Source organism: Flavobacterium melibiosi, assembly GCF_048158545.1.
Classification (GTDB): Bacteria; Bacteroidota; Bacteroidia; order Flavobacteriales; family Flavobacteriaceae; genus Flavobacterium; species Flavobacterium melibiosi.
The window spans coordinates 81246-105615 of sequence record NZ_JBLNKU010000017.1 but is presented as its reverse complement, the minus strand read 5'-3'; the positions used below and the strand labels follow the sequence as shown (position 1 = coordinate 105615).

At 34.0% G+C, this 24370-nt stretch carries 21 protein-coding genes; 12 read left to right on the top strand and 9 right to left on the bottom strand.

Annotation, left to right across the window (positions count from 1 at the left end; translation table 11 throughout):
- Window positions 1-150: 150 nt before the first annotated feature.
- Window positions 151-1077, bottom strand: coding sequence for a tyrosine-type recombinase/integrase (locus tag ACM55F_RS17440; RefSeq protein ID WP_416855098.1), 927 nt, complete (start codon window positions 1075-1077; stop codon window positions 151-153).
- An 80-nt stretch (window positions 1078-1157) separates the two neighbouring features.
- Here ACM55F_RS17440 and ACM55F_RS17435 point away from each other — a divergent pair, with 80 nt between their 5' ends.
- Window positions 1158-2351 (top strand): restriction endonuclease subunit S, encoded by a 1194-nt coding sequence (locus tag ACM55F_RS17435; protein ID WP_416855097.1) that lies wholly within the window; start codon window positions 1158-1160, stop codon window positions 2349-2351.
- Here the strand turns inward: ACM55F_RS17435 and ACM55F_RS17430 are convergent.
- The 4 genes from ACM55F_RS17430 to ACM55F_RS17415 form a co-directional block, all read right to left on the bottom strand.
- A complete protein-coding gene (locus ACM55F_RS17430) occupies window positions 2344-3558 on the bottom strand; it encodes a restriction endonuclease subunit S (RefSeq protein WP_416855096.1) in 1215 nt (404 codons plus the stop codon). The two genes, ACM55F_RS17435 and ACM55F_RS17430, sit on opposite strands and share 8 nt — an antisense overlap.
- Before the next feature lie 89 nt (window positions 3559-3647).
- Entirely contained in the window at window positions 3648-4472 is an 825-nt protein-coding gene (locus ACM55F_RS17425; RefSeq protein ID WP_416855095.1) for a KilA-N domain-containing protein, read from the bottom strand.
- Between the two features lie 93 nt (window positions 4473-4565).
- A complete protein-coding gene (locus ACM55F_RS17420; protein WP_416855094.1) occupies window positions 4566-6122 on the bottom strand; it encodes a type I restriction-modification system subunit M in 1557 nt (518 codons plus the stop codon).
- A gap of 366 nt (window positions 6123-6488) precedes the next feature.
- Window positions 6489-6833, bottom strand: coding sequence for a winged helix-turn-helix transcriptional regulator (locus ACM55F_RS17415; protein ID WP_416855093.1), 345 nt, complete (start codon window positions 6831-6833; stop codon window positions 6489-6491).
- Between the two features lie 99 nt (window positions 6834-6932).
- Here ACM55F_RS17415 and ACM55F_RS17410 point away from each other — a divergent pair, with 99 nt between their 5' ends.
- The 4 genes from ACM55F_RS17410 to ACM55F_RS17395 all read left to right on the top strand — a co-directional run bounded on the left by ACM55F_RS17410 (window position 6933) and on the right by ACM55F_RS17395 (window position 10267).
- The gene (locus tag ACM55F_RS17410; RefSeq protein WP_416855092.1) at window positions 6933-7454 is read left to right on the top strand and encodes a DinB family protein; all 522 of its coding nucleotides are present in this window, start codon (window positions 6933-6935) and stop codon (window positions 7452-7454) included.
- Window positions 7455-7478: 24 nt separating this feature from the next.
- Complete coding sequence (locus tag ACM55F_RS17405) at window positions 7479-8177, top strand: 3-keto-alpha-glucoside-1,2-lyase-like domain-containing protein (RefSeq protein WP_416855091.1); 699 nt, start codon at window positions 7479-7481, stop codon at window positions 8175-8177.
- A 29-nt stretch (window positions 8178-8206) separates the two neighbouring features.
- Window positions 8207-9070, top strand: coding sequence for an alpha/beta fold hydrolase (locus ACM55F_RS17400; protein WP_416855090.1), 864 nt, complete (start codon window positions 8207-8209; stop codon window positions 9068-9070).
- Window positions 9071-9313: 243 nt separating this feature from the next.
- Complete coding sequence (locus ACM55F_RS17395) at window positions 9314-10267, top strand: sugar phosphate isomerase/epimerase family protein (protein ID WP_416855089.1); 954 nt, start codon at window positions 9314-9316, stop codon at window positions 10265-10267.
- Window positions 10268-10500: 233 nt separating this feature from the next.
- Here ACM55F_RS17395 and ACM55F_RS17390 read toward each other — a convergent pair whose 3' ends face one another.
- Window positions 10501-11211: a hypothetical protein gene (locus ACM55F_RS17390; protein WP_416855088.1), complete on the bottom strand. Its 711-nt coding sequence runs from the start codon at window positions 11209-11211 to the stop codon at window positions 10501-10503.
- Window positions 11212-11983: 772 nt separating this feature from the next.
- On the opposite strand from ACM55F_RS17390, the gene ACM55F_RS17385 reads away from it, so the two are divergent.
- The 4 genes from ACM55F_RS17385 to ACM55F_RS17370 all read left to right on the top strand — a co-directional run bounded on the left by ACM55F_RS17385 (window position 11984) and on the right by ACM55F_RS17370 (window position 17147).
- A complete protein-coding gene (locus ACM55F_RS17385) occupies window positions 11984-12907 on the top strand; it encodes a sensor histidine kinase (protein WP_416855087.1) in 924 nt (307 codons plus the stop codon).
- Complete coding sequence (locus tag ACM55F_RS17380) at window positions 12904-13656, top strand: LytR/AlgR family response regulator transcription factor (protein ID WP_416855086.1); 753 nt, start codon at window positions 12904-12906, stop codon at window positions 13654-13656. Before ACM55F_RS17385 ends, ACM55F_RS17380 begins: the two co-directional genes overlap by 4 nt.
- A 392-nt stretch (window positions 13657-14048) precedes the next feature.
- Window positions 14049-16535 (top strand): TonB-dependent receptor, encoded by a 2487-nt coding sequence (locus ACM55F_RS17375; RefSeq protein ID WP_416855085.1) that lies wholly within the window; start codon window positions 14049-14051, stop codon window positions 16533-16535.
- A gap of 222 nt (window positions 16536-16757) precedes the next feature.
- Window positions 16758-17147: a Dabb family protein gene (locus ACM55F_RS17370; RefSeq protein WP_314895871.1), complete on the top strand. Its 390-nt coding sequence runs from the start codon at window positions 16758-16760 to the stop codon at window positions 17145-17147.
- A 434-nt stretch (window positions 17148-17581) separates the two neighbouring features.
- Here the strand turns inward: ACM55F_RS17370 and ACM55F_RS17365 are convergent, their stop codons facing one another.
- The 3 genes from ACM55F_RS17365 to ACM55F_RS17355 form a co-directional block, all read right to left on the bottom strand.
- The gene (locus tag ACM55F_RS17365) at window positions 17582-19354 is read right to left on the bottom strand and encodes a glycoside hydrolase family 13 protein (protein WP_416855084.1); all 1773 of its coding nucleotides are present in this window, start codon (window positions 19352-19354) and stop codon (window positions 17582-17584) included.
- A gap of 270 nt (window positions 19355-19624) precedes the next feature.
- Window positions 19625-21274, bottom strand: a complete 1650-nt coding sequence (locus ACM55F_RS17360; RefSeq protein ID WP_416855083.1) for a DUF6377 domain-containing protein — start codon at window positions 21272-21274, stop codon at window positions 19625-19627.
- A 192-nt stretch (window positions 21275-21466) separates the two neighbouring features.
- Window positions 21467-22363 (bottom strand): helix-turn-helix domain-containing protein, encoded by an 897-nt coding sequence (locus tag ACM55F_RS17355; RefSeq protein ID WP_416855082.1) that lies wholly within the window; start codon window positions 22361-22363, stop codon window positions 21467-21469.
- A 174-nt stretch (window positions 22364-22537) separates the two neighbouring features.
- Between ACM55F_RS17355 and ACM55F_RS17350 the strand changes: the two genes are divergently transcribed.
- From ACM55F_RS17350 to ACM55F_RS17340, 3 genes are all read left to right on the top strand, one after another.
- Window positions 22538-23455 carry an MBL fold metallo-hydrolase gene (locus ACM55F_RS17350; RefSeq protein WP_416855081.1) on the top strand — a complete coding sequence of 306 codons (918 nt, stop codon included), beginning with the start codon at window positions 22538-22540 and terminating at the stop codon, window positions 23453-23455.
- 132 nt (window positions 23456-23587) lie between these two features.
- The gene (locus ACM55F_RS17345; RefSeq protein ID WP_416855080.1) at window positions 23588-23944 is read left to right on the top strand and encodes a putative quinol monooxygenase; all 357 of its coding nucleotides are present in this window, start codon (window positions 23588-23590) and stop codon (window positions 23942-23944) included.
- Window positions 23945-24070: 126 nt separating this feature from the next.
- A complete protein-coding gene (locus ACM55F_RS17340; protein ID WP_416855079.1) occupies window positions 24071-24280 on the top strand; it encodes a Dabb family protein in 210 nt (69 codons plus the stop codon).
- The last annotated feature ends 90 nt before the right edge of the window (window positions 24281-24370 follow it).

Sequence of the window (24370 nt, the reverse complement as noted above, 5' to 3'; positions counted from 1 at the left end):
TTGCTCCTAACTCACAACTGGGTGCACGACAAGTTGCATTTCTTAGTGAATTTTTAAAAAATCTGCGTAAATCTGCCAAATCTGCGTGCAATTTTCACGCAGATTTGGCAGATTTACGCAGATTAGATTAGTTAATTTACCATAAAACAATTACCGCAACGCTCTAAACATTTGGTCAATTGCCTTTTTCTTTTGTTCTAAATTAGGATGCACATACAGGTTTAAAGTCGTACTGATATTAGAATGTCCCAGTAAAACGCTGACGGTTTTATAATCACATTTACTTTCAATACATCTTGTGGCAAAACTGTGGCGAAGACCGTGAAACTTGAGTTCAGGCATATTCAATTCCCGCATTAAGTTTTTATAATAGCTTCTGTAGGTTCTTGGTTCCGTTGGTTTTTCGTCATTGGTCAATACAAAAAAAGAATTATTTACAATTTTCTTGATGGGTTTCAGCATTCTCAATAAATCCCTGCTCATCGGAATGTCTCGAATGGAATTCTTGGTTTTGGGCGTGTCCAAAATAACTTCGGTCTTGCGAATGTTCTCTTCAATAACATAAATTCGTTGTATGGTTCTTTTTACGCTGATAATTCCTCTGTCGGTATCTATGTTTTCCCAAGTCAGGGCACAAACTTCCCCAATTCGTATTCCAGCACTCAAGCAAATGAAAATCCCTAAATTCCGGAAGGTAAAATGCTCTTGGATGTAGTTCATTACCTTTTTTTGATTGGTTCTACTCAAGACTTCTATATCGTGTTTCTCTCGTTCTGTTGGGAATTGTATATCGAAAGCTTGGTATTCGAGCCATTTGTTTTTAGCTCCGAATTTGAGTACCATTTTCAGTACAATCAAAATATCTTTGATGGTTTTATGACTCAATCCCTGTTCTATTTTTTGAAACACAAATGCCTGAACTTCGGCTTCTTCAATAGTGTGCTTGTCTCCAAACATAGGCAATAAATGATTTTCAATTAAAAGCACATAAGCCGAAAAACTTGATTTTTTCACATACTGCTTTTTGTCTGTTTTCCATAGGGTAATGACTGCTGAAATTTTCTTTTGTTCGTTCATAATTTAATTTTAAAATTTATAATACTCTCAAAGGAAAGAAATATAGGATTTGAAATCTCTAAGTGCTTTATGTTCCAAATTTGAGATTTCCTGAATTTAAGGGAGAGTGGGAAGTGAAGAAGTTGTGGGAGGTTGCAGAGTTTAAAGTAACGAATTCTTTTTCGAGAGATAATTTAAATTATGAAAATGGAACTGTAAAAAATATCCATTATGGAGATATTCATACCAAGTTTCAAACCTTATTTGATATCACAAAGGAAATAGTACCATATATTAATGAGGGAATTTCAATAAATAGAATTTCAGAAGATTTTTATTGTAAAGAAGGAGATATTATTTTTGCAGATGCTTCAGAAGATTTGAATGATGTTGGAAAAAGTATTGAAATTCTAAATTTAAATAATGAAAAATTACTTTCAGGATTGCATACACTTTTGGCAAGACCAAAGGCAAATTATTTTCAAAAAGGATTCAAAGGATATTTATTTAAGTCAGATAGTGTTAGGTTACAAATACAAAAAGAAGCACAAGGATCAAAAGTATTAAGTATTAATGTAGGGAGAATTTCTAATGTAGAGCTTTCTTTTCCTACGTTTCTGGAGCAACAAAAAATAACTGCTCTTCTTTCTTTGCTAGAAGAAAAAATTTTATCCCAAAACAAAATAATTGGAGAGTTGAAGTTATTAAAGAATGCAATTAGTAAAAAGATATTTTCTCTACAATTAAGGTTTAAAGATGATGATGGAAGTCATTTTCCTGATTGGAAGATAATGAAATTAGGAGAGATTGGAAAATTCTATGCAGGCGGTGATTTAGGAAAATTAGATTATAAAAAAGAAAAAAAAACCGGTTATCAATATCCTATTTATGCTAATGGAGCAGGTGAGGGTTTGTTTGGATATGCAAATTCATTTCAATTTCCACCAAATTGTGTGACAGTCAGTGGTCGTGGAAATTTGGGTTATGCAAAAACAAGAAAGAGTAATTTTAATGCAATCGTTAGATTAATTGTAGTCAATCCCAATAACGACATTAATCCTAAATTTTTAGAAGAAGCTATCAATAATATGAATTTTGCGATTGAAAGTACAGGAGTTCCACAATTGACTATTCCTCAAATAATAAGTTATTCAATTTTAATTCCCTGCCTCGAAGAACAAAATCAAATTGCCAATTCTCTTTCTTCTATTGCTAAAAAAACTGAAATAGAAAGAAGGATATTGAAACAATTAGAAAGTCAGAAAAAATATTTACTATCAAATCTATTTATATAAAAAGATTCTGTAAGAAGTACTTTTTTTGATCTTCATATTGCACTAATAGTTTCTTTTCAGTCTCGATTTTTTCATCTATTTGAGATAGAAAATTGGCAATTTGATTTTGTTCAGGCAATGAAGGTAAATTTAAATTGATATTAAAGAAGTCAGAAACACCAATATTTAAAAGTCCATGATTCCTTGCGCCTTCCTGCGCTACTTTTTCTATTTCGCTATTTTGAAATCCTGTTTCAAAATAGTGCGCCATAAATTTAAAGTTTATAGAATCATTAAAACGAAAGCAAATGTACAATGTAGAAACTACCCCTTTCTTATATCTTGAAAGTCGCTTTATTGCTCCCATAGGATAACCATTAGAATAACTTTTATTATAGGCAAAGTCATTTTTATTTAGAAGATAATAACCTGTAACATCCTTTGCTGAAACGGATTTATTAAAAAACTCTAATTGGCTTATTAACCCAAATTGAGCAGATATTGTTAAGACATTTAGATTGTTTTCTTTGTTCTTATTTGTTATTCTATTAGCTATCTCTCCCAACTTCTTCACTTCCCAATCCAGAAAATCACTCCCATTATCATCTTTAAACCTTAATTTTTGCGTAAATAGCTTTTCGCTTGTTCCCTTAATTAAGGTTTTCAGATTCTCAATTATTTTGTTTTGGGTTTGAATTTGTTCATCAATTAGTGATAGAAAATTTGCGATTTTTTGTTGTTCAGGAAGCGTCGGAAAAGATATTCGAATATTTGATAAGTCAGTTGAGTTAATTGCTGGATAACTTGTCCCTGTACACCTTTCAATAACTTTATCTACAAATTTTTGATAGTGTAAATATTGAAAAACAAATATCGAGTTTTGCATTGTCCTAATTTGGGCATATCCTGTTGAAGCAACATAATTTCCATTTTTATTAAAAAAAAGATTATTCATTTGATATGGTCTTACCATCTGAAATAAAACATCATCTTCTTTTAAAATTCTTTGAGCCCTACTAGGGGCTTCTGATTGTAATATTTCATTCTCTTTTATAAGTTCTCCATTTACAACACTTTCTAAATCAATGTAAATAAATTTTATGGGTAAGGATTTATTAGAAGGATTTATTTCTGCAACCTCCCCCAATTTCTTCACTTCCCACTCTCCCTTAAATTCAGGAAATCTCAAATTTGGAACATTGCTCATACTTTTATATTTTTCTTGCATATTAACTATTCTATTTCTTAATTGGTAATCATTAAGGATTTGATGAAATCTTTGCACCATTTTCTTGACGTCAGGAAAATGGTTTTTACTTATTTTAGCTTCTTGATGTTTTGGTTTCCCATTAGCGATTTCAATTGTGTAATGGCTATTTGGTTCAGTTTGATTAATCGCTCGTTTTGCGGCAATTCCATTCGTATAAATTCAGCATTCATACTTTCTATATTGGCTAATACCAGCAATTGCTCGATTGAGGCATAATCTCTTATATTACCTTCCTGTTTAGGGTTTTCATCACGCCATTGCTTTGCTGTTTTACCAAATAGTGCTACGTTTAATGCATCGGCTTCATTGGCATATATAAAACTGGCTTGTTCTTTTGTAATACTTTGTGGTACGATGTGTTCTTTGATAGCATCGGTGTGTATGCGGTAGTTTATTTTGGAAAGGGTTCTTGTTAAATTCCATTCTAATGATAATCGGCTGTTTTCATCGTCTTTTAATCGTTGAAATTCTTTTATCAAATACAACTTGAATTCAGGACTTAACCAAGAGCCAAACTCAAAAGCCAAATCTTTATGTGCATAAGTTCCACCACCATATCTCCCTGCTTTTGATTGAATGCCTATTGCATTGGTGGCTTCTATCCATTTTTTTGGTGTTAAATGAAAGGAATTTAAACCTGCTTCTTTTTTAAAGGTCTCGAATTCGCCACCTTTAAAAATAGGGTTATGTAGTTGTTCCCAAATACCTAAAAATTCTAACGTATTTCTATTGCGCATCCAACTATAAATCAAGTCATCCCCTCCAAATTTATTCGCCATATTGGTTAATGAAATAAAATCATTCTCATTTTGAGAAATAATTACAATTTCAGTTCCTTGTACGTTAATAGTTGCTTTTTTATCTTTTGCCATCTGCTTTTTATTTAAATTAGGGTAGTTCTTTTCGATATCATCTTCCTGACGTCAGGAAGACGATAAACTATCCTTAAATTTATTTTAAAAAAATTAAACTACCAATCCTAATTCTTTAAAATACACTTCAATTTGAATGTCTAAATCGGCTCGTTTGGCTTCTAATTCTTTTATTCCACTCATTACAGCTTGAATATCAATTTCCTCCTGTTCTTCGAACGTGTCCACATAGCGAGGGATATTGAGGTTATAATCGTTATTGGCAATTTCTTGTAAAGTGGCTTTGTGACTGTATTTTTCAATAACCGTTCTGTCACGATAGGTTTCCACAATTTTATCAATATGCTCATCACGCAGCATATTTTGAGTCTTCACTTTTTCAAATCCTTTGCTGGCATCTATAAACAAAACATCTTCGGGAGTTTCCCTGCATTTTTTGAATACCAAAATACAAGTTGGAATACTGGTGCCGTAAAAAATATTGGCTGGCAAACCAATCACAGCGTCTAAATAATTTTTCTGTTCAATCAGATATTTTCGGATATGCAATTCAGCTCCTCCACGAAACAAAACGCCGTGTGGTAAAACAATTGCCATAATGCCATTTTCTGCCAAATGATAAATCATGTGTTGTACAAAAGCAAAATCGGCTTTACTACTTGGTGCCAATCTTCCATATTGGCTAAAACGGTCGTCGGATGTGAATAGGGGATTGGCACTCCATTGTGCCGAAAAAGGAGGATTGGCAACGATGGCTTCAAATTCTAAACCTTTATGTTGCGGATGCTCCAATGTATCCTCTTGCTTTATGTCGAATTTTAGAAAATGCACCCCGTGCAAAATCATGTTCATTCGGGCAAGGTTATAAGTGGTACGGTTCATTTCCTGCCCGTAAAAGTTGTTTACATCTTCTACTTCTTTTGCTACACGAAGCAATAAGGAACCCGAGCCACAAGTGGGATCATAAACTGATTTTAGTTTGTTTTTTCCGGTGGTAACAATTTTGGCTAATATTTTAGACACTTCTTGAGGCGTGTAAAATTCGCCCGCTTTTTTTCCTGCTCCACTGGCAAATTGTCCAATCAAATATTCGTAAGCATCACCCAATACATCTAATTCGGTATTCTCTAACTTGAAATCAATTTGGTCAAGATGCATCAATACTTTTGCAATAATAGTATTTCTTGCTTCGGCTGTTCTTCCAAGATTGTTACTGTTCAAATCCATATCCGAGAAAAGGTCTTCAAAATCCTCTTCACTTTGTGTACCCATCGTACTCAACTGAATATTGGTCAGTATTTTTTGTAAATCTTCGAGAATAAATGTATTACTGTCGCTATTCCCTCGTTTGGCAACTTCGCTGAATAACTCAGAAGGTTTCAAGAAATAGCCCAGTTTTTCAAGAGACGCTTCCTTAATGGCTTCGATATATTGTTGTCCTTCTTCGGTATTTTCTTGTATGTCCCTAAATTGTATTTTGTCTTGCTTTAAAATGTTATTGGCATAAATTTCCATTTTTTCAGCCAAATATTTATAGAATATAAAGCCTAAAATATAATCCCGAAACTCATCTGCATTCATTTTTCCTCTCAACGTGTTGGCAATATTCCAAAGCTGTTGTTCGAGTTGTTTCTTTTGGTCTTCTGACATTTTAAATAATTATTATTTGTTAATTTCTGCCTTAAGGATTTTAAATCTCAAATGCGAAATATCTGCTAAAATACCTATTTCTTTTTTGGTATTTTGTTTTTCAATATAAAATTAGCTTGAAGTTTAAAGTGTCTTGAAAGTTATTTTATCTAATGAAGATTCTGGATTTAATTGCATTTCTATTCCTAAATATTTTTGAAATTTTTGAAATCAAATTATAAAAAATCTTTTGATTCAGCACCTAAAAAAGTTTTTTAACTATCTCACAATGTCGGGCTTTTTTTATGCACAGAAATCAGCGATTCCTGATTTTTCAGGGATTAAAATTTTAAAGAATTTGTTGAGCGCAATTATGGATGGGGTTTTCTACTTTACCATTTCCGTAACAATCTTTTTTGCCTGGTTTGAATTACCCCAGTTTGCAATTTCATGTAAAACAGGCATCAAACTTTTCCCCGAATCGGATAACGTATATTCTACTCTTTGGGAGCGTTCTTTAAACTCTTTTCTTTCAATTAAACCTAAAGTTTCTAATTCTTTCAATTCATTAGAGAGCACCTTGTTAGAAATAGCAGGCATTAATTGATTTAGTTTCCCGAACCGCAATGAACTTTCACCAATACAATTTAATATTATAGGTTTCCATTTTCCACCAAAAATTGACATGGCTCTTGTTACGGGACAATCATAAGGGTTTTCTATATATCTCATACAATTTGTAGTAACCTACGGGTTACCGGTATTTAATTTATTGGTTACAAATATACACTAATGGTCGTAAATTTGTAAAAAACTATAAAAACAAGAAACATGAAAAAAATTGTATTACTTCTGATATTCATTTTATCTATGGGAAATTTGAATGCACAAACAACAACAGCTGATATCCTTAAAGACTGGGAAAGAGCTAAAACGTATACTAAAGAATATTTGGATGCGATGCCTGAAAGTGGCTATTCCTTCAAACCAACAAAAGAAATGCGTTCTTTTTCAGGTCAAGTTTTACACTTAAGTGATGCTATATATGGGTTCGTGGGTTCGGCAACGGATGAAAAACCACCAGTCGGTTTTGGGGAATTGGAAAAAACCGGTGATGAGAACAAAGCAAGCGTTACCGGAAAAGTAATGGCTGCCTATGACTTTGCCATCAATGCCATTAAAAAATATCCCAATGCAAAACTTTCAGAGCCTATTAAATTATTCGGACAATTTGAAATGAGCAGAACGCAAGTGCTAAACAAGTGTTTTGAACATCAAACCCATCATCGAGCTCAAACAACGGTTTATTTGAGATTGGTAGGCGCTACTCCTCCGGCTGAAAGATTATTTTAATTAATTCCTTGAAAGAAACCAATTATGCTAAAATTATTAAAAATTACAATTCCGTTTTTGCTCTTATGTGTAGTTTCTTATGGACAGAAACTGACATTGGGCAAGCAAACATTTGAATTAAAAAATGTTACCGGGTCAATTATTAGTTTTCAAGGTCAAAAAGTGTTGAAAATAGAACGGGATCTTAATGCTCTTGCTTTTGATGTGAACAGATTGGAATCTACTGTTGATGAGCCCACTTATGCAAAACTTACTGATTTAGAATTTGAAAATGGAACGATTGAAGTAAAAATGTATAGCCAAATTCAGAATCCTTCACCATTTCAATTTGCTCAAGGTTTTATTGGAGTTGCTTTCCGAATAAATGATAACGATAAGGCTTTTGAGAACATCTATTTAAGGCCAAAAGTAGGAAGATCAGACAATCAATCCTATAGAAATCATACCGTTCAATATTATGCTTACCCAAATTTTAAGTTTGAAACATTAAGAAAACTCTCCCCTGGGATGTACGAGACATCAGCACCAGTTAATATTAACGAATGGATAACGTTGAGAATCGAAGTAAAAGGACAAAGAGCAGAATTGTTTGTAAATGATGCAAAGTATTCTAATTTCATTGTTGATAAGATGAAAGGGAGTACCACTAAAGGAACTATCGCTTTATGGGTGGATATAGCAACGATTGGTTATTTCAAGGATTTGAAAATTATAAAGCGCTAATTATAAAAAAACTTTAACTTTAATAAAAAATGGTACGTTTTTTCAACCTATTCTGGGTATGTATTTTATTTACAATACAGCTACAGGCTCAACAGCCCATCCGAGGATTTATGCAGCCTGCAAATGTAATTTATAAAGTTCCCTATGGAAATAATCCGCAAACGGGGCATTATGTAAAATCAAAAGATGCCAAAATTTATTATGAAGTATATGGTAAAGGACAACCCATTGTAATATTGCATGGCGGGTTGTTTGGTTCAACGATAGAAATGGCAAGGATTATAGATAGTCTAGCGGTTGATTTCCAAGTAATAGCTGTTTCTACACGTGGGCATGGAAAATCTGAAATCGGAGTCGAACCTTTGACATTAGAACAAAGAGCCAATGATGTACTGGCAGTAATCAATGAAGTAACCAAAGAAAAAGTAATGATTCTCGGATTTAGTGATGGAGGATTTACCGCTTATAAATTTGGCTCGATGTATCCTGATAAAGTAAAAAAAATGATCGTCATAGGCGCGGGTATTTTATATCCGGGATTAAGCGATTTTAATTTTAACTTCAATCATGCGATGGGGTTGGATGCGGAATTTTGGACCCAACAGCGTGCTTTAATGCCAGAACCGAATCGGTTAGAAGAAGTGTTTAAACAGGTTTCCAATTGCTACAACCAACTTACTGTAGGGTCAGCATTATTAGGCTCTATCCAATGCCCGGTTTTAGTGATGGCAGGCGACCGAGATGAGGGGAACTCCGTACAAAATGTTTTAAATGCCGCATTGTTAATTCCCAATCACCAGTTAGCGATTATCCCTAATGCTGGTCATCCTGCTTTTATTGTGAATTTTAATGCCGCTTGGGCTAGTATAGCTCCGTTCATAAAAGAAAACTAAGTTTCTTCCATTTTCAGTAAGCATAACCCTTTAGTTTTATTGAAACGAAATGATTTGTTCTGCATCTTTCGTCAATAAGGGAAACTTTAAAAGCCTGACAGCAATGTCTGGCTTTTTTATGTTCAAAAATTAGTGATTCCTGATTTTTTAATTTCGAAAAATTTCGAAAAAAGGCATCACTTTTATATAAAATGATTTTTATTCCCAAATAATTGAATAAATTAGAGGCCTAAATTATTTACTATGAAACGACGTCAATTTCTTCAAAGCACTGCCCTGTTTTCTGTAGCATCTTTAGTAAACGCAAATGAACTGTTTGCCAAAACTCCATTAATCAATAAAGTGGGCTTGGGTTTATTCTCTATACCAAAAATGTTAGAGAATGACTTTGATGGTGCTTTTGCTATGTTAGCTAAAATGGGATACAAAGAAGTGGAATGTTTTGGACCTTATGAATTCAGTACTGAAAAAGCAAAAGCTTCATGGAATGCTGTTACACCCCAACTAGGATTCAAAGGAAGTGGTTTCTTTAACAAAACTGCGTCCGAATTTTTAAAAGCGGCAAAATCAAATGGCATTAGCATTCCTGCCATGCATACCGATTTGGACACATTATCAACCAAAATGGGCTCATTAGCTGAAGTGGCTCATTTAATTGGTGCAAAATATGTGGTACTTCCTTCCATTCCGGATGCTGAAAGAAAAACCTTGGACGATTATAAACGAGTAGCAGAAAAATTCAACTCTATTGGTGCTGAAGCCAAGAAAGAAGGAATTCGTTTTGCATATCACAATCATGGTTATGGTTTAAACAATGTGAATGGCGTTATGCCATTAGATATTATTTTTGACCAAACTGACCCTAGCTTGGTTTATTTTGAAATGGATCTTTATTGGACAATAGCCGGTGGAGCAGATCCCGTTGAATTATTCAAAAAGCACAAAGACAGGTATAAAATGGTGCATATAAAAGATATGAAAGAAGCAAAAAGATTCGCAGGAGATGGTGGCGATGCATCACAATGGATTAGCCTTTTTCCATACATGACTTCATCTGGTGAAGGTGTACTAGATTTGCCTACAATACTTACTGCTGCAAAGCAAAATGGTGTTGAGCATTTCTTCGTTGAACAAGATATGGTACAATCACCTGAAATAGCATTGAAAAAAAGTATCGATTATTTAAAGTCCCTTTAATTTATATAGGTTCTTTTCTTAGAGAGGAAGCTTTTTAAAAAGAGTTTACAGCAATGGTCAAATCCAAAGAAACAGGCAAATTCTATGTGACAGCGGGTATTCCAGTCTAAACTGGTCACCCCATTCCAGTGAAAGTGGTTCTTCGCCAATTTTGGTGATCTACAATTCATGCCAACCTAACAGAATTGCAAAAAAAAGAGGCTAACAACTTTAGCCTCTTTTAATTCTTTTAATTACCAAGTAGTAATTGTTGGCGGATCAGTAAAATAATCCGTAAATCTTCCGCTGCCGCTTGAATTCCACAAGCTCCCATAAATAAGCTCATTGTCAATGTAAAAATTAAAATCCCCTGACAAATCATTATTGATATTTGACACATAACGCATGGTGCCATAGTCGCCCATATTAAAAACCATATTAAAATTATAATTGCCTACATTGTTTTTAGTCCAATCAAAGTCAATATTAAAATTTGAAGTGGATGGTACACCAACAACTGATAAATTTATATCGTAAGTCCAATGACCTGCTGTACCATTTGTGTTCTGCCATCCATTTATCGTTGCGTAAGTATCCCCTTTTAAAGTTATCACATAAGTATATTCATATTTCTCCCCTACTAGTTTATAAGAATAATCTACAACATAGTCCCCAACACTCCAAGTATAATTTGATGCTGAAAGAGAAACCTTACTTGTTAATGACTTAGCTGTTTTTTTTGTATTGGACTGGTTCATAAACATTCCTCCCATATTCATATATGCTTCCATAGTACTAATCTGCTCCCAAGTCACTGGCGACTTAGATTGCAAAGAAGTGGGGACTTTTGCAGTTAAATTTAGAGTCGTAATTGCAGGTTTAAAATCACCAGAATCCTCAGAGGATTCATCACTACAACTTGACAATACTAATGCTAATAATAAAAAAGTTAACAGATTTTTCATAATCGGAAGAGTTTTAGTTAAACGTAATGAAAAAATAATAAAAGTAAATTGTTTTCTCTGTAAATAAACTCATATTAGATTGTTTATACAATACCCACTTTTAGTGATATTCTCAACTATCTTTTTTTGCCACAAAAAGCTATTTTTCAACGGAGTACATTTTATTTCTGATAGCCATTTTGATTGATTCTTGTTCTAATTTTAACGCTATTATACGAGCTTGAGAGCTTTCTTTTTGACTTGTATAACAACACTTAAAACCTTCTTTAAATAGCTTATTCCAGTAAAAATGTACAACTGCATAACAATTTATATCCTGTCCCTAGTAAAGAAATTCAGAACAACACGCAAGCTAAATTAACTCAGAATGACGGGTATAATTAACTTATACGAAGCACTGTTTTTAAATTTACAACTATTGAGATTAGGGAATACACCATGTTTTTTGGGAGTATTCCCTTTTTTTATTTTCTTATAAAATGGTTGACTTAATTAAAAATGATTAAAGTCCGATAGTAAAGCCTGCAAATAGTTTTCTTAGGTGAACTAGGGCTATCTGTCGGCATTCTATAGGAAACTGCAGATTTTCATTTTAGGACATCTTTTATTCCTTATATTTATTTTTAATTTGTACATGATGAAACCATTTTCAGTTAAAGATATTTCGATTTTTTCAAAAGCTTTACTCTTTTTTGGACTGCTTATAGTTCAAAGTATGCCACTATATATGAATATTAGCTTTCCAATAGAATTTTGGATAAAACAAATCTTTATGTATGTTATATGGATTATAGTGTTTTATCTTACCTATAAAATAATTATTCCTACCCTTTTATTTCAAGGCAAGAACGGTTTTTTCTTTATTGCGATATGCATTCTCACACTATCGGTTCTGTACATTAGTGATACTTTCAACTCACTCATAAACCTTGACGCCATTTTAAATCAGCATTTTAAAATTTCGAAAAAAGACAACATGCATGGTGCTTTGATTTCAAATTTAAGCGAAATCATAATAACCTTGTTAATGGTGGGCGCCAGCACTGTCATAAGCGTTGCCAAAAAACTGCAAGCGGAAACCCAAGTGCGACAAAATCTTGAAAAAGAAAAAGTCACTTCGGAATTATCGTTCCTGAAATCCCAAATCAACCCTCACTTTTTTTTCAACATCCTGAACAGTATTTATGCTTTGGCGGGTACAGAAAACCAACCGGCACGGGAAGCCATATATACGTTGTCACACATGATGCGCTATGTACTTTATGATACCAGAAACAATATGACAACGCTTAGTAAAGAAATAGGTTTTGTAGAAGATTATCTTAAACTTATGGAACTCAGAATAACGGATAAAGTACAGGTAATATTTGAAAAGCCTACAAATGTAAAAGATGTTGAAGTAGCGCCAATGCTATTTTTACCTTTTATCGAAAATGCCTATAAACATGGCATTAGCGGTATTTATCCAAGCTATATTTATATCGGAATTCAGCAGTCCGAAAGATTGCTACAAATTGAGGTCCGCAATTCTATATTTGAAAATCAAACCCTAAGTAAAGAAGAAAGCAACGGAATTGGTTTAATCAATACCCGCCGAAGACTCGATTTGATTTATCCCGGCAAATACGAATTAGTCACTAATGAAGACACCCTTCAAATGGAATACTCGGTAATCTTAAAATTACAAATCTCATGATATTAAAATGTATCGCGGTTGATGATGAACCGCTGGCGTTACAGATTATAGTTTCTTATATAGAACAAACGCCATCCTTATCATTAGTGGGACAGTTTTCGAATGCCATAGAAGCATTAAAAGCAATCCATGAACAGGATATTGATCTGATTTTTCTTGATATTCGAATGCCGGACATAAATGGAATTGAACTGGCAAAGATTGTAGAACAATACCGTGTAAAAGGGAATTTAAGAATCATATTTACAACGGCTTTTGATCAGTATGCGCTTGATGGTTACAAGGTTGATGCGCTAGATTACCTGCTTAAACCTTTTAGTTTTGTTGATTTCAGTAAATCAGTTGCAAAGGCACTGGGCTATTTCGAACTCATCCGAAACCCGGAACAGGAAGTACAAAAACTGAGTCCGCCAATTCCCGAAACTGAAGTAGCTTATATTTATCTGAAATTTGAATATCAGCTGGTTAGAATCGCAGTCGATGATATCATTTATGTAGAAAGCATGAAAGATTATGTAAAAGTATTCAGGCTCAGCGAAGACAAACCACTGCTGTCGCTGACAAGTATGAAATCACTGGAAGAAAAGCTTCCTGCAAATAAATTTATGCGAATCCACCGGTCTTTTATTGTGTCATTGGATAAAATAAAATCTGCTACAAAAAATTCCGTCCAAATTGACAAAATCACCATTGTTGTCACCGATCAATACAAAGATAATTTTATGAAATTTTTCCAAGATTGGGCTTAAAATTTTGATTCTACAGAAAATGTTATGAAACAGTCATTTTAAGCAAATTAAGGATATATAATCCACTTCAGAATCTGCGAAAATCCGCAAAATCTGCGTGCTAATATTTTCACGCAGATTTTGCGGATTTTCGCAGATTTTTAAAGAGACTAATTTTTTTAAAGTGAATGCGCTGCGAAATAGTATACGCTAAACTTAAATGAACCCTATTTATTATTTCCAAACAAAATCCAGTAAAACAAAAAATTTGAATTCTTAAACTTCCGTCGACGTTCTCCGCCTCTCTGTCGAATGTGTTGGCATATGTTCCTGTTAAGATGTTGCTTTGTACCGTAATCCAAACGAATTTATTGAAATAATTCTAATGGATTTGGAACTTAAAATATCTTAAAATGAAAAAAATTATCCTTCTAACCGTATTGCTTTTTGCTGTTTTATCTGTAAAATCTCAGACTTTTACCGGAACGAATAGTATAAAAGGAAAAATTTCTGGTACCGTAATCGATTCGATAACTAAGGCACCCGTAGATTATGCATCAGTAAGCCTTTATAAACTCAACTCAACTAAACCTGTGACGGGCGTTTTGACCGATGCTACCGGAAATTTCAAATTGGATGAAGTTGAAGCGGGTACTTATACCGTTACCATTTCATTTATTGGCTACAATGACAAAACTATTACATCCGTAATTACAACGGATGCAAAACTGGATCTTGAGATTGGGAAAGTAATTCTAAGTCCTGAAACAAATACATTGAAAGAAGTTGTAGTGGTCGGGAAAACGCAACAAGTGACGAATAAGATTGATAAAATTGTTTACAATGTAGAAAAAGATTTGACAGCAAGCGGTGGTAATGCCACGGACGTATTGCAGAAAGTTCCTATGGTAAATGTGGATATTGATGGTAACGTATCCATTCGTGGAGATGGAAATGTGCGTGTGCTTATCAACGGAAAACCATCGGGAGCAACTTCTGCAAACCTTTCGGATGTGTTGAAAACAATACCGGCTGACCAAATCAAAAATATCGAAGTGGTTACTTCGCCATCTGCAAAATACGATGCCGAAGGATCTGCCGGAATCATAAACATTATCACCAAACAGAAAAGTGTTTCGGGAGTGAGTGGCTCCGTAAGTGGCGGTATTGGCACGAGACAAAATAACTTTAATGCCAATATTAATTATAATAAAAACCGTTTCAGCCTTTCGGCAAATGTTGGATTCAACAACGGCTGGCCACAAGAGTCCGATTCCGAGTCCAATCAAATTTTGAACAACAGTACGGCCAACAGTTTACAAACAACCAAAGGTACTAATGAAGTGCAACGAAGTGGCGTAGTAGCTTCTGTAACGGCAGGATATGATTTTAATACTTTCAACAGTTTAAGTACCACCTTCCGATATAATGACGGAGGATTTGAACGAACCGGGACGAATGAAAACCAGTTTACAGACTATATGAATCCTTCAAACAGTACTGTTTATTCGGGGCAAAGCAGCGCGAAAAACTCTTTTGGAGGATTTGACTGGAACCTGAATTATGCCCATAAATTTGCAAAGGATGGACATGAACTTACCTTTTCATCACAATGGAGCCACAATATAGTTGAGACAAATTACCAAAATATCTACTCTGGTTTTTATACTAATCAAAAAGCAAATAATGACGGGAATAATGATGAATACACGCTTCAATTAGATTACACCTTGCCCGTAACTGAAAAATTTAAACTGGAAGCCGGAGGTAAAACAATCATCAGAAAGATTTCGAGCGATTTTCAAAATTATGTTCCTGATGCACAAAATGCATTTGTTTTTGACCCTATCAGTTCTAATTTATACAATTACGACCAGGATGTTGCGTCGCTTTATACAGTAGGAACGGTCACTTTACCCAAAGGTTTTACTGTAATGGCGGGTGCGCGTTTTGAAAACACAGCCATCAAAGGGGATCCTACGAATGCGCTGCAAACCGATTTAAGCCCTTTCAAAATTGACTATGGAACATTTATTCCAAGTTTTACATTACAGAAAGCATTGTCAGCATCATCTTCTTTAAAATTGACATACAGCAAACGTATTTCAAGACCAAGCTTTACGTACCTCAACCCATTTATTAATAAATCAAATATTCAAGCACAAACGCAGGGAAATCCAACCCTTGATCCTGAAGTGTCACAAACCGTAGAATTTGGATATTCCACATTTTCGCAAAAGCGCAGCCTGAATATTTCAGCGTATTATAAATATACATCAGACCTGATCGAAGGTATTGCAACACCTTTATCAGGCGAGACAGGAACAATCACTAATTATCAAAACATTGGTAACAATAAATCTTTTGGAATGAGTTTCTTCGGTTCCGTAAACCCATTTAAGATCTTAACGCTACGTGGAAACTTTAATGCCTTTACGTACAAACCAGATCCAACCGGGGCATACAACCTGGAACAATCCACGAATGGCACATCGATACAATATTCTGCGTTCGTGAGTGGGACACTTCAATTAAAAAACGATATTTCAGCTGAAGCTTTTGTAATCCAAAATTCTTCCAAGAAAACACTGCAAGGCACGAGTCCCGCTTTTAATTTAATGGTGTTTGGAGTCAAAAAACAATTTTGGAACAAAACAGCATCATTTGGAGTTAACATGGTATCGCCATTTAAAAAAGATTTAGAATTTAAGCAGAATTCAAGTGGACAAGGCTTCAGCCAAAGCAGTACCTTTAAATTTCCAATCCGTTCCTTTGGAGTTACATTCAGTTATAATTTTGGTTCAATGAATTTCACTGGAGCCAAAAAGAAAGGAGTTACTAATGATGACCTTAAAGAAGGAGAGCAAAACAACCAGGGAGGCATGCCTGCAATGAAATAAGACAATAAGAAGTGGAGTAACACCCGAAAAGGTTTCAAGATAGTCTCTTGGAACCTTTTTTTATAGGTAAGATTTTATTAAATATTTAAAAAAATACCTAAAAGAAAACTTCTATTAGGGGATTAATTGTTCTGTGCGAAGCTGTTCCAACAAATAAAGGCGTTATTTTGTCTTTTTTTATTTTTTAAATTTCGATATTTACCTATTAAAATAAATAAATTGATGATACGTAGAAGATTTATTGGTTCTGCAGCTTTATTTGGAGTTGCAGGTATTATGGGCTTTGCAATGCGTCCAAAGAAAAAACCCTTGTTGCACCATGTGTTTTTTTGGTTAAAGAACCCCCAATCAGAAGCTGATAAACAGCAATTGATTTCCGGTTTGAAAACTTTGGCGGCAATTCCAACTATTCGCCAAATTCATGTGGGCGTTTTAGCTTCGACAGAAAAGCGTGAGGTAGTGGACACCTCTTGGAATGTTTCAGAACTCATGTTTTTTGATGATGAGGCCGGGCAAAAAATATACCAGGACCACCCACTTCATCAGGCTTTTATAAAGAACTGTTCTCATTTATGGGAAAAAGTGGTTGTTTATGATGCTATAGATGTATAGGAGTTGGACTGTCCAATTCTAGTGAAAAACTATTAAAATAGGGGTTTCAAGATTTGTTTTCATTAGTTGGTGCTGTTGGTGTAATTGCATCTAGAAGTATTCTACATTCCAACAACGCTAATAGCTATTGCAACAATTTTTGCCCTACTTTATATTAAGAAAATTCAAGAACCTTGCATTATTGCTGTTGCAGCAATTCTAGGTATTGTTATAAAATTAATGCTATGAACAGAAAATAATTTTAAAAATCGCGCATATTGTTTGGTGCTGTAGTACTTCCTAATACCAATGCGTTTGCTCAAAATTTAGCAGATAATTTAATACATATAAAAGTAAAAAGACAAAATAGTCCTTCATTAAAAAAATAATTTACTATATCGTCCTTTTTTTAAAACTTAGACAATATAGTAAATTATAAGAAAAATTATAATCGCTTATTTCAATTCTAAAACTAGAGCCTCATAAGGTCTTAGTGTTGCTTTTTTTGATACCGTTGCATAATTATTAATCAACACTTTTGCGTTTTTTAAGTTCATTCCAGTATTTGCAATAGCATTTTTGGCAGAAAAATTTAATAACACCAACACTTTTTTACCCTCTAATTCTCTGGTGTAAGCATACACATCAGGATTGTCTTTGTCTAAAAGAGTGTATTTCCCATAAACTAAAACGGGATTCGATTTACGAAGTTTGGTCATTTTTCTAAAGTAATTCAATACTGAATTTGGGTCTTTTTCTTGAGCCACTGCGTTCAAAACCGTGTGATTATCATTTACTTTTAACCAAGGTTCCGCTGTTGAAAAACCTCCATTTTTAGAACTATCCCATTGAAAAGGAGTTCTCCCGTTGTCTCTTGCCCCACCAGTTTTTTGATCTTCGATGAATTGTTTTAAATCACCCCCGGCAATTTTTACTTTTTCATATTCTGCAATCGTTTCAATGTCTTTATAATCTTCAATTTTATTGAATTTGGCATTCACCATTCCTATTTCATCTCCATTATAATAATAGGGCGTTCCTTTCATCGAAAGTAAAAAAGTAGTCAACATTTTTGATGAAACAGCTCTGAATTCTGGTGCGTCATTTCCCCAACGAGAAGTCATTCTAGGTTGATCGTGGTTTCCTAAATAAATGGTTCCCCATCCTTTTTGGTCGTAAACAGCATCCCAGTCAGAATAGATTTTTTTGAAATCAATTAAACTCCAATTTGGATTCATTTTTTTGAAATAACCCGGAATGTATCCTAAGTTGGTCCCTTCAAAATGATACCCCATATCCAGTTCTTTTCTATCGGCATCCACAAAATCGTGAGCTGATTTCAGCGTCATTCCGGCACCTTCCGCTAATGCCATTACATCATATTTACTCAAGACTTCTTTATTCATTTCTTTCAAATAATCGTGCAAATGAGGTCCGCTGGCCATAAAAACATCCCAACGTCCTTGGTAGTTTTTATCTAAATCGGCTTGAGTAATCACCGGAAAAGTAGTGTCTTTTGCGATAAATGGAATCACGTCCATACGGAATCCATCAATCCCTTTTTGGAACCACCAATTCATCATACTATAAATTTCCTGACGTAATTTTGGATTTTCCCAATTCAAATCAGGTTGCTTATAGCTGAAGTAATGTAAATAATAAGAATCGGTTTGTTTGTCATATCTCCAACCGCTTCCATCTGCTTCAAAAGCACCGGGGCGGAAAGCCGGTTTTCCTTTTTCGGCTGGCCACCAATGGTAATAATCGCGGTATGGATTGTCTCGGGATTTTCTGCTTTCCTGAAACCATTTATGCTCATCTGAACTGTGATTGACAACTAAATCCATTACTAATTTCAAACCTCTTTCATGCATTCCTTTCAATAATGCATCAAAATCTTCCATGGTTCCAAATTCCTTCATGATAGATTGATAATCCGAAATATCGTATCCGTTATCCGCATTTGGCGAACCATAAATTGGATTCAACCAAACCACATCTATTCCTAAACTTTTGATGTAATCTAATTTTTGAATAATCCCTTTCAAATCTCCTACTCCATCTCCATTAGTGTCTTTGAAACTTCTTGGATAAATTTGATATACAACGGCTTCCTTCCACCATTTGCGCTCAATTGTCGGTTTTTTTTCCTGCGCTGCAGATGGGTTTGTTACTAATCCAAAGCAAAACAATGCAATGGCCATTCCCTTTGATAATACTACTTTCATTTTAATTTTTTTAGTTAATGGTTTTTTGAACGAAATCGATTTATTAAACACATTTGAGTATTGCCTTATATTTAAAAAATTTCGAATAGTAAAAGTAGATTCTTTCCCTGCTTAAAATTTTACAGGTAAAAAAAAAGTAAATTATATTTTTTATAATCAACTGTAAATCAATAGTTTAAAATTAATTTCCACACAAAAAAAGTGGCAGATTTATAAAATAAAAACGCAATAAATACTGCTTTTCAACAAGTATTAGTGAGGTAAAGGGTTTTAGTTTTTGCCCGATGAACCAATTAAAAGGACTTTGGATTCAAATTCTTCCCTGAGTCCTAATGATTTGTTTTTTATTTGGGAACGATAATTGTAAATCGTCGACACCGAATACCTTAAAAATTCTGCAATTTTTGTACTGTCTTTAATCCCCAACCGAATGAGTGCAAAGATTCTTAACTCTGTGTTTAAAAGTTCCCCTTGTTTCAAATGAAGTACCTCTTTGTCTACTAACAATTTCGAAAACTCATCAATAAAACGGGGAAATAATTGTAAAAAAGTTTGGTCAAAATTGGTATAAAATTCTTTTAATTCTTTCTCAATAGGAGTATTCGACTTCACTGCTTTTACAAGTTCATTCATTTTTCCCGCAGTAGCCATTACATTCAATTTTCGTCTGTATTCCTCCAGTTTTGCAATATAATCCGAACATTGATCCATGTAGCGGCCAATATAAATTTCTTTCAATAAACTCGCTTCGGCAAGTGTTGCATTCGTTTGATTCAATTTTTCATTGATTTCATTTAATTCTTTGTTCAATACCGACAGTTTTGTATTGGCTAGACTTATTTCTTTTTGGGCATTCGCCAATTTTTTCATTTGTTTAAAAAGCAGAATCAAAACGACTAATAAGAACAAGGATAAAATACTGGCACATATTAAAAAAATGATTAGCTGCTTTCTATTGGTTTCATTCTTATTTTCATATGCCTCATTTATAATGGGCAACATTTTTGATATTTCGTAGGTTCTCAATTTAGCATTACAAAAAAGAGCATCTTCTAGTGATCTTTTGGTGTATGTATAAGCACGGTCTATATCGCCTTGTTCATATAAGATGAAAGCCAATTTACGCAAAGAAATATTTTCTTTTTTTACCAATTGTAAATCCGATATTGCAGAGATAATCAACCATTTCTCTTCCTGTTCTTTATCCTTTTTCAATTGATATCCTTCCGAAATAACATACGCGATAACAGCTCTGTCCGGATCTTGTTTTGCTGTTTTTGAAAAGAATACATTCAGTAATTTAATCGCTTGATCCGGATGCCCATGCTCCAAAAATTGGTCTGATTTGGCGATACCGAATTGTATGGATTTTGGCGAAAAATAAAGCATTGCCGAATCTCTGTATTTTTTCGTCAACGCATCATATTCCTTTTTTTCTTGACTGGAAGTGCCATAATCATTCAAATAACCATAGATAATCCCATTCGTCCAATAATACGTTCCCTTTAGATTTGGTGTCAAATGGATGTTTATTGTTTCCAATATATCAAGGGATTCCTTATACATTCCTAAAGTTCCCATTATGGAGGCAACGTTTAATTTTGCTTCATTTACTTTGTCTGGATTTTTTAATTTCTGGGAAATGAATACGCTCTTTCTAGCGTAAATTAATGCAGAATCCGACTGGTATGCTTTATACTGAACATACAGTTTTCCATAAATATCGAATTTTTGCAGGTCAGTAGCAGTATAGTGTAAAAGTCCTTTGAGTTTATTTATATCGGCCTCTTTTCTATTTAAATACAACCCATATTCATTGACGGTATTATCCAGTTCTTTTAATAATGAATCGTTTTTAACTTGACCAAAAAGAAAAACGGGAAAAATCAATGCGATAAGTAAAGCTGAAAATTTATTCATTTTAGGTTGATTAGAATCGTGTAAAAATAACTAAAAAACCAGTTTAACGGAATACCATTTTCCAAATACTCCTTTTTGTTACCACTTTCTATATACTAGATTTTTTGTTTCTAGAATTCTCTAAAACAGTACTTTTATTATTTAAAAACACCAGTTCGAGTGTTTTTTGATGCTATAGATCTATTGTAGCTTTTAATTCATCGTTCTGTATTTATAAGGGGAATAACCTACCCGTTGTGTAAATAATCTAGTAAAATGTTGTGGGTATTTGAAACCCATTTCATAAGCAATCTCGCTAATTGATTTATTGATATCAAAAAGTTTTTCTTTGGCGAGAGCTATCACTTTTTCTTGTATGTATTCCTGAGCTGGTTTTCCGGTTTCTTTCTTCACCAAATCTCCAAAATAGTTTACTGACAAGTGAAGTTCTTCAGCAAAATGCCGTACAGAAGGTAATCCTAGCGTTTGTGGTTTATCCAATTGGAAATAGTCGTTCAACAAAGTTTCGAACCTCACTAAGGCATCTTTATGAATGTTTTCTCTGGTTATGAACTGCCGGTCATAAAAGCGAATACAATAATTTAAGAATAATTCTATATTACTCACAATTATAGATTTACTGTGTTTATCAATTGGGTATTCTAATTCATGTTTTATTTTGTTAAAACATTCCAAAACAATTTGTTTCTCTCTTTCAGAGACATGCAACGCTTCATTTACATCATAGGAGAAAAAATCATAGTCTTTGATGCGTTTAGCAAGTGAACTTCCCCGTATTAGATCAGGATGAAATGCTAATGCCCATCCATTTGGCTGTATCATTTTAATATCCTTTTCAAATCCCAAAACCTGACCTGGTGCAATGAAAAGCAATGTTTCTTCTTGGTAATCATAATGGGTGCGCCCATATTTGAGTTCCTCACATTTTAAGTCCTTAAAAAAAATGATATAAAGTTCCGAAACGAAACGGGTTGCTGTTATAGGTTTTGACAGTGATTGGTTCAGAACACTTACCTTGGGGTGTAAAGTCTTTTGTCCTCGCTCAGAATTAAATTGTGCGATACTTTCCAATTTTACTATTTCTTTCATGACTTTTAAATTCAATTCATTCAAAATTAATATAAATATTTTTTACTTTTTTATTTTTATCTTTAATCAGTAATAATGGTAAGATATACAGTGATTTATATAATTTTATCATAAAAAATAGAAAGAAATTTGCATATCAGATACTCAAAATAGTACTAATTAACAAGAAGAATTATGAAAGCAAAAAATTGGATTTTTACAGTAGCTACTTTTTTAGTTTCAATACTAATCGTCCAGGCACAATCGCCAACAAACGGTAAACAAAGTACGGCAACAGAAAAGAAAGAGAAGAAATATCAAGCCCGACCAGGTAAAACACAAACTTTTGGTGCAGAGGCTTTTAAAGCATCTGATAAAACCACCTTAAGATGGCTGGGTATGGCTGGTTTTTTCATCAATAGTCGCGGTACTATTTTGATGGTTGATCCACTGTTGAAAGGTTTTGATATGCCCATTTTGATAGATTTTCCCATAGCGCCAAAAGATGTCCCTCGATTAGATGCTGTATTGGTTACGCATGCCGATAATGACCATTATAGTATTCCTACCAATCGCGACCTTTTGCGTGTAACAAAAGCATATCATTCTACAATATATGTTGATTCACTGATGAAAAATGAAGGTTTCAAATCATTTGGTCACACTATTGGAGATCAGTTTAAAGTAGGGCATCTAAAGATTAAACTGACTCCCGCTGATCATGCGTACCAAAATGCTTATCCGGGCATGAGTAAACGCGTCTTTAAAAATGAAGATGCATGTGGATTTTGGATTGAAACACCTGATGGTACTATTTGGGCGCCAGGCGATTCTCGATTGATGAAGGAGCATCTTGAATTCCCTGCACCAGATGCTATTCTGTTTGATTTTTCAGATAGCGAATGGCATTTCACTTTAGAAGGTGCGGTGAAAATTGCAAATGCGTATCCAAACACGCCACTACTGCTGAATCATTGGGGATCAGTGGATTCACCTGATTTTGCACCTTTCAATGGTGATCCTGAAAAATTAAAAAAACTGGTGGTTAATCCACAACGCATTTATGTGCTTGTTCCCGGAGAAGCATTTACACTTAAAAAGATCAAAAAGTAAAGTGAAGCACACGGATTCTTAGTATTGGTAATCTGAAAATTTATAAAGAAAGCCGGTATGAAAAGATGGGTGGAAAAGGGACTATCCGCCCATTCTAGTGAAGAAACTAAATAAACACTAATATGATAAACAATGAAGAATCAAGATATATTTTATCAAATTATAGCAATGATAATGATGACAACCCTTTTAAGCGGCAGTGCATTTGCTCAAAATAAAAATCTGGTCGTACGTATTGCAAAACTTGAAATTGATGCGGCTCAGCTGGAAAACTATAAAAGTATCCTGAAAGAAGAAATGGAAATTTCGGTTCGTGTAGAGCCGGGAGTACTGTCATTGTATGCAGTGTCTGATAAAGCTAATCCTGCCAGCATCACCGTATTTGAGATATATGCTAATGACGATGCTTACAATGCCCATATACAACGCCACATTTTAAGAGATATAAGAGCTATACAATGGAAATGGTCAAATCCCTGGAACTCCTAGACACAGACCCTATTGCCCTCGAGGCAAAGAAGAAGTTACAATTAAAATAGTCTGCATTTTGTAAAAGTTAGATAGTTAGCTAGGAATTTTTGTTTTTAGTTTTGATTTTGCAAAAATTTTAAGGTGTTGAACGATTCGTCAAATTCATGTGGCGTTATAGCTTCGACGGAGAAACGGGAAGTTGTAGACACCTCTTGGGATGTTTCAGAGCTGATATTTTTTGATGATGAAGCCGGGCAAAAAATATATCAGGACCACCCAATTCATCAGGATTTTATAAAGAACTGTTCTCATTTATGGGAAAAAGTAGTGGTTTATGATGCTATAGATGTATAAATGTTAAAGAGGGGTTGGGCTGTTGCCAATACAAGAGAAATAATAATAAAATTAGAGGTTTCAAGATTTATTTCTTGAAACTTTTTTTAT

Bases quoted from the DNA above. Each gene is read 5' to 3' on its own strand.
- ACM55F_RS17440 (WP_416855098.1), bottom strand. From the start codon at position 1,077: ATGAACGAACAAAAGAAAATTTCAGCAGTCATTACCCTATGGAAAACA.
- ACM55F_RS17430 (WP_416855096.1), bottom strand. From the start codon at position 3,558: ATGCAAGAAAAATATAAAAGTATGAGCAATGTTCCAAATTTGAGATTT.
- ACM55F_RS17425 (WP_416855095.1), bottom strand. From the start codon at position 4,472: ATGGCAAAAGATAAAAAAGCAACTATTAACGTACAAGGAACTGAAATT.
- ACM55F_RS17420 (WP_416855094.1), bottom strand. From the start codon at position 6,122: ATGTCAGAAGACCAAAAGAAACAACTCGAACAACAGCTTTGGAATATT.
- ACM55F_RS17415 (WP_416855093.1), bottom strand. From the start codon at position 6,833: ATGAGATATATAGAAAACCCTTATGATTGTCCCGTAACAAGAGCCATG.
- ACM55F_RS17410 (WP_416855092.1), top strand. From the start codon at position 6,933: ATGAAAAAAATTGTATTACTTCTGATATTCATTTTATCTATGGGAAAT.
- ACM55F_RS17405 (WP_416855091.1), top strand. From the start codon at position 7,479: ATGCTAAAATTATTAAAAATTACAATTCCGTTTTTGCTCTTATGTGTA.
- ACM55F_RS17400 (WP_416855090.1), top strand. From the start codon at position 8,207: ATGGTACGTTTTTTCAACCTATTCTGGGTATGTATTTTATTTACAATA.
- ACM55F_RS17395 (WP_416855089.1), top strand. From the start codon at position 9,314: ATGAAACGACGTCAATTTCTTCAAAGCACTGCCCTGTTTTCTGTAGCA.
- ACM55F_RS17390 (WP_416855088.1), bottom strand. From the start codon at position 11,211: ATGAAAAATCTGTTAACTTTTTTATTATTAGCATTAGTATTGTCAAGT.
- ACM55F_RS17385 (WP_416855087.1), top strand. From the start codon at position 11,984: ATGTATGTTATATGGATTATAGTGTTTTATCTTACCTATAAAATAATT.
- ACM55F_RS17380 (WP_416855086.1), top strand. From the start codon at position 12,904: ATGATATTAAAATGTATCGCGGTTGATGATGAACCGCTGGCGTTACAG.
- ACM55F_RS17375 (WP_416855085.1), top strand. From the start codon at position 14,049: ATGAAAAAAATTATCCTTCTAACCGTATTGCTTTTTGCTGTTTTATCT.
- ACM55F_RS17370 (WP_314895871.1), top strand. From the start codon at position 16,758: ATGATACGTAGAAGATTTATTGGTTCTGCAGCTTTATTTGGAGTTGCA.
- ACM55F_RS17365 (WP_416855084.1), bottom strand. From the start codon at position 19,354: ATGAAAGTAGTATTATCAAAGGGAATGGCCATTGCATTGTTTTGCTTT.
- ACM55F_RS17360 (WP_416855083.1), bottom strand. From the start codon at position 21,274: ATGAATAAATTTTCAGCTTTACTTATCGCATTGATTTTTCCCGTTTTT.
- ACM55F_RS17355 (WP_416855082.1), bottom strand. From the start codon at position 22,363: ATGAAAGAAATAGTAAAATTGGAAAGTATCGCACAATTTAATTCTGAG.
- ACM55F_RS17350 (WP_416855081.1), top strand. From the start codon at position 22,538: ATGAAAGCAAAAAATTGGATTTTTACAGTAGCTACTTTTTTAGTTTCA.
- ACM55F_RS17345 (WP_416855080.1), top strand. From the start codon at position 23,588: ATGAAGAATCAAGATATATTTTATCAAATTATAGCAATGATAATGATG.